This window comes from Annamia dubia NIES-4383, from assembly GCF_055394725.1.
On record NZ_AP025630.1, the window covers coordinates 2405629 to 2423464 of the forward strand.

A 17836-nucleotide genomic window follows, 5' to 3' on the forward strand; every position below is an offset into this window, starting at 1 on the left:
ATTAAGTGATAATTTCAAAATATTTTTGTAATTGCTCAGTTAAATTTCTTACTAAAACTTTGGTTTTAGTTTGTTGATTTTTTCCCTTGATTAATTCATCAGTAATACACAGGGGGGATGCGATGGTTAACTTAGCAATTCTTTGACCTAAACGGGGTCTTTTTGGTGTTTTAATGCCCTTAATTCTTGACATTACATCAAATAAAATTAAAGTGGTTTCTGCTAATCTTTCAAAACTAGGTTTTTCTTTGATATAATTAGCAGTAACAGAGACAAAACTTTCCACTAAACGCATATTTTTGATTCTTATTTCTGCCTCTTGTGCGATCCAATCGGCCAGCCCTCTTTCTATGGGTGAAATATTATTTAGATCTTCAATATCTTCTCGATAAATATAATTCCAACTTGCTTCTTCTAAGCGGCGACATCTATCTATAATGTTGCCTTGTTTTACTATCAAAAAATAGTCTTCAGCAATGGTTAAAGCTATGTCTAATAAATTTTCTAATCTTTTAATTAAAATTTCTTCTTTTGGATAATTTATTAATAATTGTTCAAGATGAATTGACTCTATTTTAACCTGATAAAATCTACAATAAAATTTTTCCATTAAATTTAACATTCTCTCGCTTAAAGTTAATAATCTTTGATAACATAAATTAATCATTGTTTCTTGACAATTATCATTTTTGATTTTGTTGATTTCCATACCGCTATCCTGTTCTAATTGAGTTAATAATTGATCTAATTTATGCCAAGGTTGATCAACATATCTATATTGAATATTTATCGGTACAATTAACACTTGTTCGGTTCTATTTTCTTTTAATAAATCCTCGACACACCACACTGCTAACTGAATAACTCCTTGTTCAAACATACTAACAATTTCACTATGACCATTATTAGCTCCTTCTGGTGCGATCGCCATCGGAAATTGACCATTTATTAATAATTCTCTAGCGGTTTTTAAGGCACTACGATCTAAGGGTTTTCCTCTGTGAATTGGAATACCTCCACCCTTAGAAAAGAGCCATCCAAGCCAATTTCCAGCCCAAATAGTCATCCCTCGATCGTAAATAAAATGGGTATGAATTGGATATTTTAGATCAATTTTTTGTTGCTTTGCTGTGTGAGGAATAACCCTTGATAATAAATAGGTTAAACATAAAGGATCGTCAACTTCTGGATGTCTAAAAGCGATTAAAAATCTAATTTTTTTTGATTGAAATTCTTGATAAAGTTTGACTAAAATTTCAGGATTAATTACCTCAATTTTCTTAATTCCTGCTACCAGCCAAGGGCGCAAACGTATAGTTAAGAAAATGGGCAATAAATAATGAAAAAGTTTAAGCACAATTAGATTAAATTGAGGCGCAATAAATTTAAGTTTTGAATGGGCGTAGTGCATAGAAAGTTTCAAATATCATAAAAAATATTCAACAACTGTCAATTAATAAAACTTATGTACTATAAAAAAATACCTAAAAATTAAAATTTTTTACAGTTAATTGATCATATTGCTATAATTGTTGTAGATTATACTCTTTTAGTATTAAGATTTGATCGGTTTTAAAATTCTGATTAACTTTAATTCGATTATATTAATTATGGCTTCAGCAAAATACCTTCCCATCAATCACCAAATTCCGAAAAAAAGAAGTTTATCCAAAAGGATTAATTCTCCTTTGAGTGATCAAAATGGTAACTTAAAAAGTAACATTAATCAAGTTCCTAATCATCAATTGAATCTTTTTCAGAAGAAAAAGAGACAAAATACACAGCTAAAAAAAAGACAAAAAAATAATAATTTGATTGAAAAATCACCTCAATTAAATGTTAATTCTCAACTTAATCATGGTAAAGTTGAAGAATTAAAAATTAACAATAATCCGTTGTGGCTAAAGGGTTTAATGTCTTTAAATATTGCTTTTTCTTGTGTAACTTTTATCTTAATTGTAGCAACTTTAAGCTTATATGGTTGGACAGTTTATACTCAACAAAGTTGGGGGAAAGCCTATCGTTATTTAGAATTATTACAAAGAAATGAACGTCAATTAACGGCTACTAATGAAATGATCAAAAATGAATTAGCCCAAGAAGCAGAAAATCCTGAAGTTGGGTTAGTTAATCCTAATCCAAAAACAACTATTTTTTTAAAACCAACTGATGATAAATTAAAATTACCGGAATCTGTACCTGTAGAAAAGTCTAATTCTTCATCAAATATGCCTTCTAATTTTAAGATGCCCTTAGGATATTAGTTAAGATTAAAAATTGATCTTAAAATTAAAATTTAATATCAAAAGTATTGAAACAAATTATCTCTAATTAAATTTATAAAAAGTAATCATCAACATCACGAATGACTAGAGTTAGAAATGATCCTGAACCAAATAATCGCCGTTCTCGAAGAAGACAGAAAAAAAATGATTTTTTGTCTTCAAAATTAACAACTAAAACCCCAATTAGAAGAAATCTTAACTCAAGAAAAGCGAAGGTAATACAACCTCAAATTAACGAGCTTGAACCACCCAAATCAAGGTTATTAATAGTTTGGGGGGTTTTATTATGTAGTGTTTTGGCTTTAGGAATTAATTTATATCGTTTACAAATATTTCAGGCTCAAGAATTATTAGAAAAGGCTCGTAATCAACAAATGACCTATCTACGTCCCTATTTACCACGCCGACCAATTGTAGATAATCAAAATAATGTTTTAGCCACCGATCGCCTTGTTTATACCTTATATACTCACCCTAAAATGTTCACCATTTCTAAAGAAGAAATGGCCAACCGTTTGAGTGCAATTTTAGCTAATCAAACACCCGATCAATTAATCAAAAAATTTAATTTAAGAGATACAGGAATTAGGATCGCTTATGCTATTCCAGAAGAACAGGCCGATCAAATTGATAAGCTTAATTTAGATGGGATTGAGTTGGTGCAACAATATACAAGATTTTATCCCCAAGATGACGCACTTGCGGATGTTTTAGGCTATGTTAATCAAGAACATGAAGGACAAGCCGGAATTGAATTAAGTCAACAAAAATTATTAGAACGTCAAATGATGAATCTTCATTTGAGTCGTTCTGGGAATGGTGGTATTATGCCCACTTATATTAATCAAGGTTTATTAAATACAGATCAATTAAGATTACAGTTAACCATTGATTTACGTTTACAAAGAGCGATCCGCACTATTCTTAAACAACAGATGGAGGCTTTTGAGGCTAAACGTGGGGCTGTCATCGTGATGGATATTAATGATGGTTCACTTTTAAGTTTAGTTTGTGAACCAACCTATGATGCTAATAAATATTATGAAGTGGAGGATTTTTCCCTTTTTAAAAATTGGGCAGTTACGGATCTTTATGAACCCGGCTCAACATTTAAACCGATTAATATAGCCATCGCCCTTGAGAAAAAATTAATCAAACCCGATACCCTTATTTACGATCCCGGACGAATTTATATAGATACTTGGCCTATTTCTAACCATGATTATTTGACTAACGGGGGCAACGGTAATATCAATATTGCCCAAGTCTTACAACGCTCAAGTAACGTGGCGATGGTACAAATAATGCAACGCCTTAACCGTGATGACTATTATAATTACCTCAAAAAACTAGAATTGGGGCAAAAAATGGGCGTAGATCTGCCGGGAGAAACCGCCAGTCATTTAAAAGATGAAAAACTCTTTACCTCCGCCGATATTGAAGCGGCCACGGCCGCCTTTGGTCAAGGTTTTTCCCTCACCCCAATTAAATTAGCTCAACTCCATTCAGCCCTTGCCAATGGGGGTAAACTGGTTAAACCCCATATTGTGAAAGGCTTAGTGGACTATCAAGGACAATTTCACTGGCAACCCAACCTTGAAACCAAACAAGTTTTTTCTCCCCAAACGGCCAAAATTGTCACCGAAATGATGGAAACAGTGGTAACTAATGGTAGTGGCTCGGCGGCCAAAATTCCGGGTTATCGCATCGGTGGAAAAACAGGCACAGCCCAAAAAGCCAGTCCTAACGGCGGTTATTTACCCGATGCTAAAATTACCAGTTTTGTGGCCATTTTACCCATCGAAAAACCACGTTATGTCGTTTTAGCCGTCATTGACGAGCCACAAGGGGAAAATACTTTTGGCTCAACCGTGGCCGCACCCCTTGTCAAATCAGTAATGGATGCTTTAATCTCCCTTTATGTGATTCCACCGTCTTCTAATGCTCCCCAAACCCCAGAAGAATCTAATCAAAAATCAAATCAACATTTTCGAGATTAGAAATAGTTATTGATCAATTATCAATTGTTCAATAGTTACTGTTATAATCAAAATCAGATTCTTAAATAAAATTAATCATCAAATTATTAATAATGGCAGAAGAAACAAAAACACCGGCCACAGAAACAACAAAACCTGCGGCTAAAAAAGAAAAAAAACCCGCTTTAGAAGATAAACCTTTTACAGAGTTTATGAGTGATGATTTTACTCCGGCTCTGGAAAAGGCTTTTCAAAATCAAGGGATTTCTGACATCAAATTAAGTTTTCTTAAACAGTCCTTACCCGCCCTCATAGGTGCTACTACCAATGATCAATGTTGGCAAATTGTGGGGGATTGGCAATCACAAAAACGACAATTTAACCTTTATTTTCTTGATGAAAATATTAGTGGTTCTAAAGCTTTTTCCTATTCAATTTTAGGCAAACAACCTAGCACCATTGAATCCTTTATGATTGATGAGAAAAAAGTTACTTTAGATCTAATGGTACTTTATACAATTCAGCGTTTAAACAGTCAAAAATGGCTTACTGGAAATTAATAATTAATAATTGATAGTTATTACTTAACAATTATTACTCCATAGTGAACAATGAACAATTGACAATTGATAGTTTAATTTTTTTTAATTTTAAATTTAAAATTATTATATAAGGGGAGAAAAAACAATTTTGATCAAGCAATTATTTCGTCAAACTTTTAGAGCAATTATTTTTACTGCTTCGGTTTTGGTGGTGGAACTACCTTTTAATCAACCTATTCACGCTCAAAGTGATCTTAATCTTCATGTGGGTATTGTGCAAAGATTTGGCGAAAATAATGATGATCAAATTACCATTTCTAGCACCGAAAATGATCAATTAACTATTAATTTTACAGGGGGTGATGGTCAACCTCAAACTATTCAAACTAATCAAGTTAAAATTGATATTAGTAGTCGTTCTTTAGGCAAAAATGTAATCGAAGAAAGAGTTATTTTAAGCGATGAAGGTACATTTGAAACGGCGGAAGATAGCGCTCAAAAGTGGAAAAAGTTAGGCATAGAAGTGGAAATAACTCAGCCTGATCGCTGGCAAGTTTGGGCGAAAAGAAGTGTTTATAAAACTCCATTATTAAGACGTTGGTTAATTCAAAATTTAAAACAACAAGGTTATGAAGAACCCTATTTAGAAACAAAAATTGTTACGGAAAAACCAATCCCTTCTTTTGTAATTAATGGTTATCGTTATAATCGGGATTATCTTAAAATTACCACTGATAAAAACTTAGTTAATGTTAACACAAAAGACCCTCAAACTGGTAAATCTGAAACTCGTCTTTATGGTGGAAATTTACAAATTCACCCCAATTCTTATGGCAATTTTACTTTAATTAATAACGTACCTTTAGAAATATATTTAAGGGGAGTTGTTCCCTACGAAATAGGCCCAAAAGCCCCCCTTAAAGCGATGGAAGCCCAAACAATTATCGCCCGAACTTATGCCCTGCGCAACGTCAGACGATTCAAAGCAGACGAGTATCAACTTTGTGCCACTACCCACTGTCAAGTTTATAAAGGCTTATCGGGGGCTGTAGCTTCCGCCGATCAAGCGATCGCCGCCACCAGTGGCTTAGTTTTAACCTATAATAATGAATTAGTAGACGCTTTATATTCTTCAACTACCGGAGGTATTACCGCGCCATTTAGTGATATTTGGAACGGTGCAGAAAGACCATATTTAAAAGCAGTAATAGACTCCCCTCAAACTGTTTGGAATATGGAAACACAATCTTTAGATAATGAAGAAAATTTTAAGCGTTTTATTAGTTTAAAACAGGGTTTTAATGAAGTAGATAAAAGCCCTTTATTTCGTTGGACAAAAAACAGTAATTTAAGCGATTTAACTAAAGATTTACAAAATTATTTAAAACGCACTAAATATCAAATTAATAATATTAATAAAATTGAAAAACTTGAAATTAAAACCCGCTCATTTTCAGGGCGAATTTTACAGTTACAAGTAACAACAGATCAGGGTATAATTAACCTTTATAAAAATGAAATTAGAAACGCTTTTTCTACTCCCATTAGTACCCTATTTTATCTTGAACCAATATATAATAATAATACGTTAACGGGATATTCTTTTATTGGTGGAGGCTATGGCCACGGGGTAGGATTGAGTCAATATGGCTCTTATAATTTAGCCAATTTAGGTTGGAGTGCGCAACAAATATTAAGTTTTTATTATCCCGGAACAACGATCCAAAGATTAAATTCTTCGATTGTTTTTTGGGCTGAAAATAATTAATTCAAATTTTCACTTTTATGGATGATCAACGCTTTTTTGTGTTTGATTTCTTGAATTTTACACAGGAAGATGTGGAATTTTTACAGTTATTTGATCGAACAATTTTTGATATTAATATCATTAAAGAAAAAATCAAAACTAATTATCAATCTTGATGCGGTGGGTAGGCTGAGAGGTTAACAGACTCTGACATTAGATTTAATAGAATGTTAAGAAATGGGCAAAAGTCTTATTAATCAAGCGATAGAGACGGTTTTTTTCACACAAAGATCACTCAAACAATGTTCTAAAACTCAAAATTGTGCTAATCTAAAGATAAGTAAGTATACAAAACTTAAAACTTAAGACAGTCATTCTCACTTGTTAGCATCAGAATTGAAAACAATCAACTAAATCTAGTTAATTTTTATGATCTTTGTGCTGAACCAGTCAGAAGTTGATAACTTAAGAATCCTTAACTTTTTTGAATACATTAACTCTCAAGGAGTCATCAATTCAATGGACTATTTGGATAAAGTCATCGAAAAGCTAAAAGATTTAGCTCGTAAAGTTATTGAAACGCTTTTAGGGCCTCAAGCCGAACCAGAAACAGAATTGATCCCGATCCCAGTGGAAGATCATCCTCGCCGCCGTTATCGTTAATTAAGAATTTGTATTGATTAAGTTCTTTTTTAGGATAATTAGATACAAAATCAAGTTAAAATTAATTTTTAACTTAAAGATAATTATTTCAATCAGAGGATTTTCGTAATTTTGACTCAACTCAATCTGCTGGTTTTACATGGGCCAAACTTAAATCTTTTAGGACAAAGAGAACCCAATATTTATGGAGTGATGACTCTACAAAATATTAATAATCTCCTAAAAGAAGAAGGACAAAAACAACAAGTTTCTGTTGATTGTTTTCAGTCTAATCATGAAGGGGCGCTTGTTGATGCGATTCATGGGGCGATGGGGAAATGTCAGGGAATTATGATTAATGCTGGTGCTTATACCCATACCAGCATTGCTATTCGTGATGCCCTTGCTGGTGTGAAAATTCCAACGGTAGAAGTCCATTTAAGCAATATTTATCAGCGAGAGGAGTTTCGACATCATTCTTATATTGCCCCTATTGCCATTGGCCAGATCAGTGGTTTTGGTGCGCAAAGTTATCTTTTGGGTTTAATGGCTTTAATTAATTATTTAAGGAACAATTAATTAAATTTTTTGATATATTTATTCATTATTTATTTTCCAATTTGAACAGATCTCAGTAATAAAAATTACTGAGATTTTACTTTATGTTCAAACTGGGAAAGTTTATTTTCCTAATTTACGTTTAATTTTTTCAATTTCTTCATTCATTTCCCACTCTTGAAATTTTGCGTCTAAATCATCATAATTTGAATTAGATTGTTGATAATTATAACCCTGATTCCAACCTTTTGTATCATAATTTGTATTAACATTAGATTGGCTAGTATTTTGTTTTTGAGAGGCTTGAAATTCCTGTCTTTTCTTAACAATTTCTTTTTGTCTTTGTTCAATTTTTATTAATAATTGTTTTGACTGAATTAATTGTTGTTTGGCCGCTTCCATTTGTCCCCAAAGTTGATTTCCTTGACGTAATAAGGCCGCTTCTCTTTGCTGTGCGGCCTGTGCTAAATCTATTCTTCCGGCGGCTTGGGCTTTGGCTATTCTACTGTGCCATGTTTGAATTTCATTAGCTACTGCTAATATTTCATCTTGTAATCTTTTTTCGGTTAATTCTAATTGATTAATTAACTTAATTGTATTTCTTTTTTGCTCATTAATTTGTTCTTCTAATGCTAATAATTCTAAATGGGGATTTTCTTTGAGAAATTCCTCTAAACGCTGTTCTAAAAAGTCAAATAAACCCATGTTAAATAATTGATAATTGATAATTAATAATTGATAATAAATAATTAATTTTTAACAAATGACCAATGACAAATGATAAATAACTATTTAAAATTTTTGTCCCACATAAATGGATCTAACTTCACCATTACGGCGAATAATGGCTTGTTGAGAAGCCACCGATACTAATGCCCAGCCACTTGTGCCGATCGCTTCCCCTACCTTAATGCGTTGAGTTGATCCGTTAATATCAAAAAGGGCGGCGGAGTTATCTCCTGCCTCTAATAAGCCTACTAAAGTGTGAGTTACTCCGGGTAAGGGCGGTGGAGGCACATTAAAATCGAGATTGGGGGTAGTTTGTGGGGTGGGAATGGCTAGGGGCGTTGGGGCTTTAGATGGAATAGGGGTGGGAGTAGTGGTATTTTTATTATTATTTTGATTCAAATTAGAATTAGTTGATGGAGTATTTTGGGCGGTGGGATAGGGAATATAAATTCTTTCGATTACGGTTTGAGGTTGATTATTATTAGGATTGGCAATAGGGGGTATTTTAACATTAGCAGGAAGATTGGGGAGGGCTGTAGCAGTAGGTTTTGGGGGATTAATATTTTTATTTTCGATTAGTTCAAGGGAGCGCAACATATAGGAGATAAACTGTTGATCTTCAGGGGAAATAGTAATATTATTAGTTACGGTTTGAGGATTAATTTTAGTTAAAAAAGGTAAAGGAATTTTCTTTTGATAAATTAACCAACCTAATACTCCAATTAAAGATAAACAAGCAATAATAAATAAAATTTTATCAATAAAATTCCTCGATTCTTTTTGATTTAACTGATATAAATTAAGGTTATTTGTCGGAGGTTTTTGATTAGATTGTGAATTAATTTGAGAGCTTTCAGAGAATTTATTTTGTTCATTTTGCGCAATTAAAGCAGATTCATGGGAAGGAGGTGGCATAATAATGGGGGGAACTACCACCGATTTTAAAGCAATATATTCGGGATGAATTGGCTCACTAGGCAGACGACTACCACCATCAAGAATGCGATCGAGATCCGCAAATAAATCATCCATAAGGCGATCGGCATCGGCTTCTACTGACTGAGTTGGCATGGAAACCGAAGAAGAAGTAAGGTTATGATTATTTTCTGATGATGAGTAGAGGTTGCTAGTCATAGATTTATCCTTATATAATTTAGATAATTGTTTTTATTATAAAAGCTCTTTTCTTCAATAATATTAATTTTTTCGATCGATTTTATGTTTAATGCCACTGAAATTTTAATTAATGAATTTGTCAAAGAGTTAAAAGACGGTTATAATCGCACTTATGGCGGTTATAAAAAAGATTACCAAGAAATTTTAACTTGGGCGGGAAGTATGGCCATGGAAAACATCGCCAACAGTGATGCTCTTTATCATAATGTAGAACATTCAATTTTAGTTACCCTTGTGGGGCAGGAAATTTTAAGGGGAAAACACATTAAACAAGGGGGAGTCACCCCTGAAGACTGGTTACATTTCATTATTTCCCTGTTATGTCATGATATTGGATATGTTAAGGGTGTTTGTCGTCAAGATCAAGAGTCAAAGGGTCTTTATGCCACTGGGAAAGATGGAAAAATGGTACACTTACCTTCAGGCTCATCTGATGCGGCCTTAACACCCTATCATGTCGATCGAGGAAAATTATTTATTGATGAGCGTTTTTGTCAACATAAATTAATTGATGCCGAAATTATTAAGAGAAATATTGAATTAACCCGTTTTCCTGTGCCAAATGAAGAAGATCACAAAGACACTAATCATTATCCGGGATTATTGCGCGCTTCTGATTTAATTGGACAATTAAGTGATCCTCGTTACTTAAAGAAAATTAGCGCTTTATTTTATGAATTTGAGGAAACCGGAGCGAATAAAGCAATGGGCTTTCAAACCCCACAAGATCTGCGTGATAGTTATTCCCAATTTTTTTGGAATGCGGTATATCCTTTTATTCAAGATGCTTTAGGTTTTCTTGCTTTAACTCAAGAGGGTAAACAAATTATTGCTAATCTTTATTGTAATGTGTTTGTAGTTGAACATAAAACAGTAATCAGTGACCAGTTACCTGTATGATTTATTTGATACTTATGACTATATTAAAACAATTAAAAAAAAATATTCCTACTCAGATCGCCGCTATTATTTTAATCATATTTTATCTGTTAGCGATCGGGGCTGATTTTTTTGCTCCATATAATCCCTATAACTCCCAGCTTGACGGCTCTTTATTACCCCCAACTCATATTTATTGGACAGATCAAGAGGGTAAATTTAATCCTTTAGTTTATCCTACCACCCTTGGCCCCACGGATCTAAAGACAGGAGATCGCCTCTTACAAGAAGATAAAACGAAGCCTTCACCTATTCGTTTATTTGTCAAAGGATCCTCTTATAATTTTTTAGAAATTACCCTACCTTTGCCCAGAAAATGGAAATTAACCCCCCTTCCCCACCCTCAAAAATTAATAGATACAACCCTATTTAAAGGGATCACTTTAGATTTACATTTATTCGGTACAATCGGGGAAGGAAAATTAAATTTATTAGGCACAGATGAACAAGGTAGAGATCAATTATCAAGGCTATTATTTGGAGGGAGAATTAGTTTATTTATCGGAATTTTTGGCATTGTTGTTTCCTACCCTTTAGGAATGTTAGTTGGAGGAATTTCCGGTTATTTTGGAGGAATTATTGACACTGTTTTAATGCGTTTAGTGGAAGTTTTAATGACAATTCCGGGACTTTATTTATTAGTAGCTTTATCAGGGTTTTTATTAACAGTAAAAGAAGATTTAAGTAACAGTCAAAGATTTTTATTAATTATTTTAATTACTTCTTTAATTAGTTGGACAAGTTTAGCAAGGGTAATTAGAGGACAAGTTTTATCAATCAAAGAAACGGAATTTGTTGAGGCCGCACAAGCGATCGGAGCTAAACCAATTTATATTATTACTAATCACATTTTACCCCAAACTGCTAGTTATATTATTATTTCCGCAACCCTTTCTATCCCCGGATTTATTGTTTCAGAATCGGTTTTAAGTTTAATTGGTTTAGGCATTCAACAACCAGATCCAAGTTGGGGAAATTTACTTTCTTTAGGCACAAATGCCTCAATTTTAGTCTTACAACCTTGGTTAATTTGGTCTCCCGCTTTATTAATTATTATCACAGTTTTATGTTTTAATTTATTAGGAGATGGCCTAAGAGATGCTTTAGATCCCCGTAGTTTAAATAAATAATCATTAATCAATAAAAAAACCGGATCTCGGGGATCCGGTTTACGATCTTAAGTACCTATCATCATCAATCAATTAATCATTATTCATTGCCATTACGAGGTTGAATTACCCCATAACCACCATGATTACGCTGATAAATCACATTGATTTCATTTGTTTCTTTGTTGCGGAACATATAAAAATCATGATCAACTAACTGAAGATGATCTAAGGCTTCATCAATCGTCATGGCCGGCATAGCAAAATATTTCATCCGCACAACTTCGGCGGGTAATTCTGGGGTGCGATCGCCAATTAAATCTTGATCAACCGATTGATCAGGGATCACCTCAGCAGTTTTAGGTTGCGCATGGGTTTTACTATCAAGATATCTTTCTTTATATTTTCGGAGTTGACGAGCGATTTTATCCGAAACCAGATCAATACTTGCGTATAAATTCTCACTTCCTTCTTGAGCGCGAATCACCTTACCATTAGCATAAACCGTGACTTCCGCTTTATGTTTATCATTAATTCGAGAATTTCTGGCTACTGATAAATGTACATCCACTTTCGTGGTTAAACCTTGATAATGCTTAACCGCTTTTTCAAGTTTTTCCTGTACATAATCATGAATAGCATCTGTGACTGCAATATTATTGCCCTGGATTAAAAGCTTCATACGACTTACTCCATTACTTTATTTTCTAAAAACGAAATTGGTTCGGGTTTTAAAAACATCAGTTTAGTTATTTTTTTAATTAACTATCTGTTTGTTTTAAGAAAGCCTGTTTTATTTAATTTTTTTGATAAAAACAAGCAAGAGATTATTAGTTTCCCATTTTATTTTACAATTGTCAATCCTTATTCTTAATTTTATTGAATAACTTGAAAGTAGGAAGGAAACTTTCTTTTCTTCTATTATTACCTAGATCTTCAAAATAATCAAGCTTTTTTAAATAAATTAATATTTTTTCTTGATCTTTTTTATCTTTAATTATGTCTCTTTTTTTTGCACAAAACAACCCCTTGGTTTTCCTTTCTAAAATTTAGAAAAATTACTGTTTAACTTAATTTTTCTTCCTATTAATTACTTAACAATTGATCTATTTGGTTAAATTGAAACAAGTTATGATCAACTCCCAACTATGACCTAGATCCTATTTGTTTTTTGTGTAAGGTTATGATAATTTGACATTAACCCTTTTCTAACATTGTACGTTCAACTGATCCCATTATTGAGAGTTAATTTTGCATTCTGTTACAAATCTTCAAAAAACTGATGTTTCGTCCCTTCCCCGTTCCGGTTTATTATTGAATTGGGGCTTAGTTTCCTATCCTGTAGCTTGGGCGAAACAGAAAGCATTGGTGGAAGCGAGGATCAAGGATCCGAGTTTAGATGATGTTTTAATCCTCTTGGAACATCCCCCAGTTTACACTTTAGGCACAGGTTCTGATCCCAAATTTCTCAAATTTGATCCCAATTCTAGTAATTATGAATTATATCGCATTGAAAGAGGAGGGGAAGTAACCTATCATTGTGAGGGGCAATTAGTGGGTTATCCCATTTTAAATTTAAAATATTATCAAACAGATTTACATTGGTATTTAAGGCAACTTGAAGAAGTAATAATTCAAGTTTTAGCTAAATATAATTTACAAGGTTATCGTATTCCCCATTTAACCGGAGTTTGGTTAGAAGGTTGTAAAATTGCGGCCATTGGGATTAAAGTTAAACGTTGGGTAACTATGCACGGTTTTGCTATTAATATTTGTGCGGATCTAAGTGGTTTTCAAAAGATTATACCCTGTGGCATCAGTGATAAACCCGTAGGTAAATTAACCGATTTCATTCCTAGTTTAACAGTACAACAAGTACGTCAAGATTTAATTTTAGAATTTCAAAATGTTTTTAATCTTAAATTTTAATAAAATTAAGAAAAGGTTATTGCCTCATCCATTTTTAAATTAATCCTGAATTAAGTTGTTAAACTGAGATAAAAATAAGGTAAGATAAAAACTGACATCAAAATTAACCAGAAGTATTTTATAATAATCTTGCTAAACTCAATCATCTGGTTAGTTATTCAGGGTTTATGATTCATGATTTTTCATTGTTTGGATAGGGGGACAAGAAGTTGGACGCAGAAAGTCAACAAAGGATTTTAGGATATTTTATTGAAGAAGCAAAAGAACATCTCGAAACCCTAGAAAAAGGTATTTTAGAACTCGCTGAAGTGGTTAATGATAGTGAGCGAGTTAACGAGTTGTTTCGGGCGGCACATTCGGTTAAGGGGGGTGCGGCCATGTTGGGCTATACCAGTATTCAGAAAACTGCTCACCGTTTGGAAGATGCTTTTAAAATTTTTAAAGAAAATGAGATTCCTGTTGATAAAAAGTTGGAGTCTTTATTTTTTGATGGTTATGATGTTTTAAATGAATTATTAACTAAGTTACAAAGTCCTTTTGGTTTGTCGGCGGAGGAGGGTGATCAACTTCTCAAGAGTGCTGAACCAAAATTTGTCCAACTCCAAACTTATTTGGAAAAATTGGTTAGTGGTGAGTCCCTTGAAGAAGAAACTCCTGCTCCTACTAAGGGGGTAGTTGCTCCCATTCCTGCTACAACGTCTGTTTCTGCCCCTGTTAAGGATGAAAATAGTGTGTTAGCGGGTAAAATTAAGGTTATTCTTAAGCAGATGTTAGAGGAATTTAAACAACCTGCTACTCCTGAAAGTCGTAAGAAATTACAACAATTTTGCGTTAATTTGGTTAAGTTGGCTGATCAACAACGGGGATGGCAAAAATTACTTAAAAATGCTCATCAGGCGATCGCTAATCCGAAACATTCATACGCTACCCTTGCTCCGGTGATTATTAAGGAAGTTAAACAAGGTAGTGATTATATGGAGTTAGGCAAGGGTGATTTAATCGTGCCTAGTGATAGTTTACAGCGTCTTGCTACGGCTAAAACTCCTCAAATTTTAATTCCCATTGAACCACAATTAGCCGCTCAAATGTTAACTCAAGTTTTTAGTAAAAAACAATTGGCTCAAATTGCCCAATTGCTAAAAAGTTATTCTAATTAAGATTAAAAAATTAAAACCTGCGTAGGCAGGTTTTGTTTAGTTTAGGGATGTTTAAACTGTTACTATTTCGGAAGATAAAGGTAATAATAATAAAGTTAAAAATGAGCCGTCTTCTAAGGTATAAAATTTAATATTTCCCTCTAAAGAAAGTACTACTCTTTGACACATTAATAAACTAAAATTACTGGGTTTAATTGCTGTGGCTACTAGATTTTCATAGTCAGGGGCAACTGGTTTGTTTTCGGTATTACTTTTACGGAAACGAGACACATTACTTTCCCAAATTGATAATTTAATATAGGGACGATCTTGAGAAGGGGCGGGTATTCTTAAATCTTCTTCTTCTAAAGTAAAAAATCTCACTTCAATATTACTACCATTTGGTGCGCGTTTATAACAATTAGTTAATAGTTCAAACATGACACATTCTAATTTAATTGGATCGGAATAAATATTAATTTTGCCTTGATTTTGTAATCTTAACCAAAGTCTACGTTGTTTATAAATTCCTTCTAACATGATCAATAATCTTTGAAGCATATTGGTTAAAGAAACTTCAGTTAAATTTTGGATCATTTTGAATTTTTCTTGACGTAAAACCGTTTCTAATAAATTGCGGGTTGTGTCAAGTTGTCCTAATAATTTTTGTTGGCGCATTTGATGGAGAGAACTACCTTCAGGCTCGTTCCCTGTCGAGGTAACAATTTGACTTTCTACTAGGCCAAATGCTTCCATACTGGAGCTAACAGACTGATGTATTACTTCTAAACATAAATGTTTATACCAATTTAAAAATTGTAATTTTTTGACTTCATTACTACTAATTATTTCCTGTTTTCTGAATTGATTTAAAGAGGCAAATTGACGAATTAAAAGTTCTATTAATTCTAGGCGATCGCTTGTCCATTTATGAGGGTTTTGCTCTCCAAAAATGATCACTCCTTCAGGTTCATTATTATCAAAAGAATGTAAACCCATTGTCAAAAAATGTTCTAAAACGGGCTGATCTTCTGCTAATTGAATGGAGGTACTTTCTTGATCTTTAACTTCACTAGATATAGATTTTTCGGAGAATAACCAATAACGGCTATCGTTTGGAATGGTTTTTTTTGTGATTAAATGACAGCCACGAGTGCCATTTAAAATATTTCTAATTAAGGGATCTTTTGTAACTGAAACTGTTAAATCTTTAGGTAAGGAAAAATAGGAAGTTGAGTTATATAAAGCACTTAATTTACCTTTAATTTCTCCATTTTCACTGGTTTTTTCACCTTGATCCCAAGTAATTAAAATGCCCACAGGTGCTTCTAAAATTAATGATAAATAACGCAACCAAGCTTGATCAAAATTTTCAGATTTAAAGGCTAGTTCCCAAAAATCAATTAAACTTTTTTTCATCCTTTGATAGTGATGGGAAATATTAGTAATTTTTTGTTTAAAAAATTCTTCTCCTAATAAATAAGCAATACTTTCACTAATACCTTTAATAATTTCTTTTTCCGCATCTGTCCAAACATAAGTTTGATGATGAGTTAAAACTAAAATTGCGGGAAGATATTTTTGGGCAATGGGAGAAGCAATTAAAGAAGCAATTTTGACTTTTTTTAAAGATTCATGCCACAAGGCTAAATCCTTATCTAATCCTACATTATCAATGGTTAAAACTAAATCTTGATTACTTAATTTTTTCCATTCTTTAGGGGTAATTCTTGTTAAAAATAATTGCTCTTGCCACTGTTGATTATTATAAAAAACATCGTAAAATTTATGATTAGAAGTTTCAGTTAAAATCAATAAATTATCAATTTTAAAATTATCTTTTAACAATTGGGTAACATTGTTTAAGGCTTGATTTGTTTTGGTTTCAGTGCGAATAATTTTATCAATTTCAACTAATAATTGATTGTGAATTTCTTTTTGTTGTGAGCGCCATTCTAATTCTTTTTGACCCACTGCTAAAGTGATAATTTGAGCGGTGGCGCGTAAATAATCTTTATCCGTTTTATCCCAAACTCTGGCTTGTTGATCATGAACACTTAAAAAACCTAATAAACATTGATCCACAATGATGGGAGCGGCGATCAAGGATCTAATTTTTAATTGAGAAAGTAATTTTTCCGTAGTTTTAGCCTTTAATAAACTGCGCCCCGATCCGATGGAAACTAATTCCCCACCCGATAAAGCCTGATAAAAGTCAGGGGCATCACCCACTAAAATTTTAGGCAAAAAACTAGCTCGATTAGGATTAATTTGTTCTTCTCCCATTTTAATGGCAATACGATTCCAAAAAGCCCTTTCTTCTGGGGAATACCAATAAACGCTGGTATGGGTAGGATTAATAAATTTTTGCGTTTGAATGATAGCACTTTCTAAGCGTAAATCTAAAGAGGGTTTTTGATAAATCTGTTCTAAAATGGAAAATAAAGGTTGATCGGGGCGTTTGAGGTGTGCAAAAGTCCATTCTAATTCTAATTTGGATAAAGAAGCGGCCAATTGACCTAAAACCATTGCTAAATGAGCTTTTTCCCCTTCATAGGGAGAAACACCCCATAAATGAGTGCCGAGTAATACCACGCCAAAACAGCGTTTTTGACAACGTAAAGGAAATAATAAAGTCCCTTGAATCTGATATTTTTGAGCAATTTTACACCATTGTTGCGTTTTTTGTTCTTGGCGTAAATCGGGAATACCGATGGGGCGTTGTTGAATAACCACTTGTTCTAGGAGTTCACCCGGATTTAGAATAAAAGTATCTTCAAAAAAATCCTGATTATCTTGTTGGGGAAAGCCTTTTTTGCCTATTAACTGATGTTTAACTCGATCGTAAAGGCCTAGCCAAATTAAACGATAATTAAAATTTTGTGCTAAATAATCAATCACAGAATCAATCAAAACTTCTACATGATCTTCTTCTCGTAAAATTTGCAGAATATTTGCTAATGCGATCAATTGAGATTCTGGTTTGGAGGTTTGTTTTTGCTGAACCATATACTCTTAAATCATACAATGGTGGAATCTAAAAAATTAATCTACCTAAATTATCA

16 protein-coding genes are annotated in these 17836 nt (G+C 33.0%); 11 read left to right on the plus strand and 5 right to left on the minus strand.

Features of this window, described 5'->3' with window-relative positions:
* Position 1: 1 nt before the first annotated feature.
* Complete coding sequence (locus tag Anndu_RS10780) at positions 2 to 1411, minus strand: 1-acyl-sn-glycerol-3-phosphate acyltransferase (protein ID WP_464101203.1); 1410 nt, start codon at positions 1409 to 1411, stop codon at positions 2 to 4.
* Positions 1412 to 1610: 199 nt separating this feature from the next.
* Between Anndu_RS10780 and Anndu_RS10785 the strand changes: the two genes are divergently transcribed.
* The 7 genes from Anndu_RS10785 to aroQ all read left to right on the plus strand — a co-directional run bounded on the left by Anndu_RS10785 (position 1611) and on the right by aroQ (position 7774).
* Positions 1611 to 2264, plus strand: a complete 654-nt coding sequence (locus Anndu_RS10785) for a hypothetical protein (protein WP_464101204.1) — start codon at positions 1611 to 1613, stop codon at positions 2262 to 2264.
* A 101-nt stretch (positions 2265 to 2365) separates the two neighbouring features.
* A complete protein-coding gene (locus Anndu_RS10790) occupies positions 2366 to 4285 on the plus strand; it encodes a peptidoglycan D,D-transpeptidase FtsI family protein (RefSeq protein WP_464101205.1) in 1920 nt (639 codons plus the stop codon).
* A 92-nt stretch (positions 4286 to 4377) separates the two neighbouring features.
* Positions 4378 to 4824 carry a DUF2996 domain-containing protein gene (locus Anndu_RS10795; RefSeq protein ID WP_464101206.1) on the plus strand — a complete coding sequence of 149 codons (447 nt, stop codon included), beginning with the start codon at positions 4378 to 4380 and terminating at the stop codon, positions 4822 to 4824.
* Between the two features lie 130 nt (positions 4825 to 4954).
* Positions 4955 to 6574, plus strand: coding sequence for a SpoIID/LytB domain-containing protein (locus tag Anndu_RS10800; protein ID WP_464101207.1), 1620 nt, complete (start codon positions 4955 to 4957; stop codon positions 6572 to 6574).
* A 17-nt stretch (positions 6575 to 6591) separates the two neighbouring features.
* On the plus strand, positions 6592 to 6729 hold the full coding sequence (locus Anndu_RS10805; protein WP_464101208.1) for a hypothetical protein: 138 nt from the start codon (positions 6592 to 6594) through the stop codon (positions 6727 to 6729).
* Positions 6730 to 7072: 343 nt separating this feature from the next.
* Positions 7073 to 7216, plus strand: coding sequence for a hypothetical protein (locus tag Anndu_RS10810; RefSeq protein WP_464101209.1), 144 nt, complete (start codon positions 7073 to 7075; stop codon positions 7214 to 7216).
* Between the two features lie 111 nt (positions 7217 to 7327).
* Positions 7328 to 7774, plus strand: coding sequence for a type II 3-dehydroquinate dehydratase (gene aroQ, locus Anndu_RS10815; protein WP_464101210.1), 447 nt, complete (start codon positions 7328 to 7330; stop codon positions 7772 to 7774).
* A 102-nt stretch (positions 7775 to 7876) separates the two neighbouring features.
* On the opposite strand, the gene Anndu_RS10820 is transcribed toward aroQ, so the two are convergent.
* Both Anndu_RS10820 and Anndu_RS10825 read right to left on the minus strand, forming a co-directional pair.
* Positions 7877 to 8458 carry a TIGR04376 family protein gene (locus Anndu_RS10820; protein WP_464101211.1) on the minus strand — a complete coding sequence of 194 codons (582 nt, stop codon included), beginning with the start codon at positions 8456 to 8458 and terminating at the stop codon, positions 7877 to 7879.
* A gap of 87 nt (positions 8459 to 8545) precedes the next feature.
* Positions 8546 to 9616: a hypothetical protein gene (locus Anndu_RS10825; RefSeq protein ID WP_464101212.1), complete on the minus strand. Its 1071-nt coding sequence runs from the start codon at positions 9614 to 9616 to the stop codon at positions 8546 to 8548.
* Between the two features lie 84 nt (positions 9617 to 9700).
* On the opposite strand from Anndu_RS10825, the gene Anndu_RS10830 reads away from it, so the two are divergent.
* Positions 9701 to 10558: an Npun_R2479 family HD domain-containing metalloprotein gene (locus Anndu_RS10830; RefSeq protein WP_464101213.1), complete on the plus strand. Its 858-nt coding sequence runs from the start codon at positions 9701 to 9703 to the stop codon at positions 10556 to 10558.
* Positions 10559 to 10572: 14 nt separating this feature from the next.
* Complete coding sequence (locus Anndu_RS10835) at positions 10573 to 11727, plus strand: ABC transporter permease (protein ID WP_464101214.1); 1155 nt, start codon at positions 10573 to 10575, stop codon at positions 11725 to 11727.
* Between the two features lie 79 nt (positions 11728 to 11806).
* Here the strand turns inward: Anndu_RS10835 and hpf are convergent, their stop codons facing one another.
* Entirely contained in the window at positions 11807 to 12388 is a 582-nt protein-coding gene (gene hpf, locus Anndu_RS10840; protein WP_464101215.1) for a ribosome hibernation-promoting factor, HPF/YfiA family, read from the minus strand.
* A 569-nt stretch (positions 12389 to 12957) separates the two neighbouring features.
* Between hpf and lipB the strand changes: the two genes are divergently transcribed.
* Together lipB and Anndu_RS10850 are read left to right on the plus strand one after the other, a co-directional pair.
* A complete protein-coding gene (gene lipB / locus Anndu_RS10845) occupies positions 12958 to 13635 on the plus strand; it encodes a lipoyl(octanoyl) transferase LipB (RefSeq protein ID WP_464101216.1) in 678 nt (225 codons plus the stop codon).
* Positions 13636 to 13844: 209 nt separating this feature from the next.
* Positions 13845 to 14792: an Hpt domain-containing protein gene (locus tag Anndu_RS10850; RefSeq protein ID WP_464101217.1), complete on the plus strand. Its 948-nt coding sequence runs from the start codon at positions 13845 to 13847 to the stop codon at positions 14790 to 14792.
* A 51-nt stretch (positions 14793 to 14843) separates the two neighbouring features.
* On the opposite strand, the gene Anndu_RS10855 is transcribed toward Anndu_RS10850, so the two are convergent.
* Positions 14844 to 17780 (minus strand): sensor histidine kinase, encoded by a 2937-nt coding sequence (locus Anndu_RS10855; RefSeq protein ID WP_464101218.1) that lies wholly within the window; start codon positions 17778 to 17780, stop codon positions 14844 to 14846.
* Between the last annotated feature and the right edge of the window lie 56 nt (positions 17781 to 17836).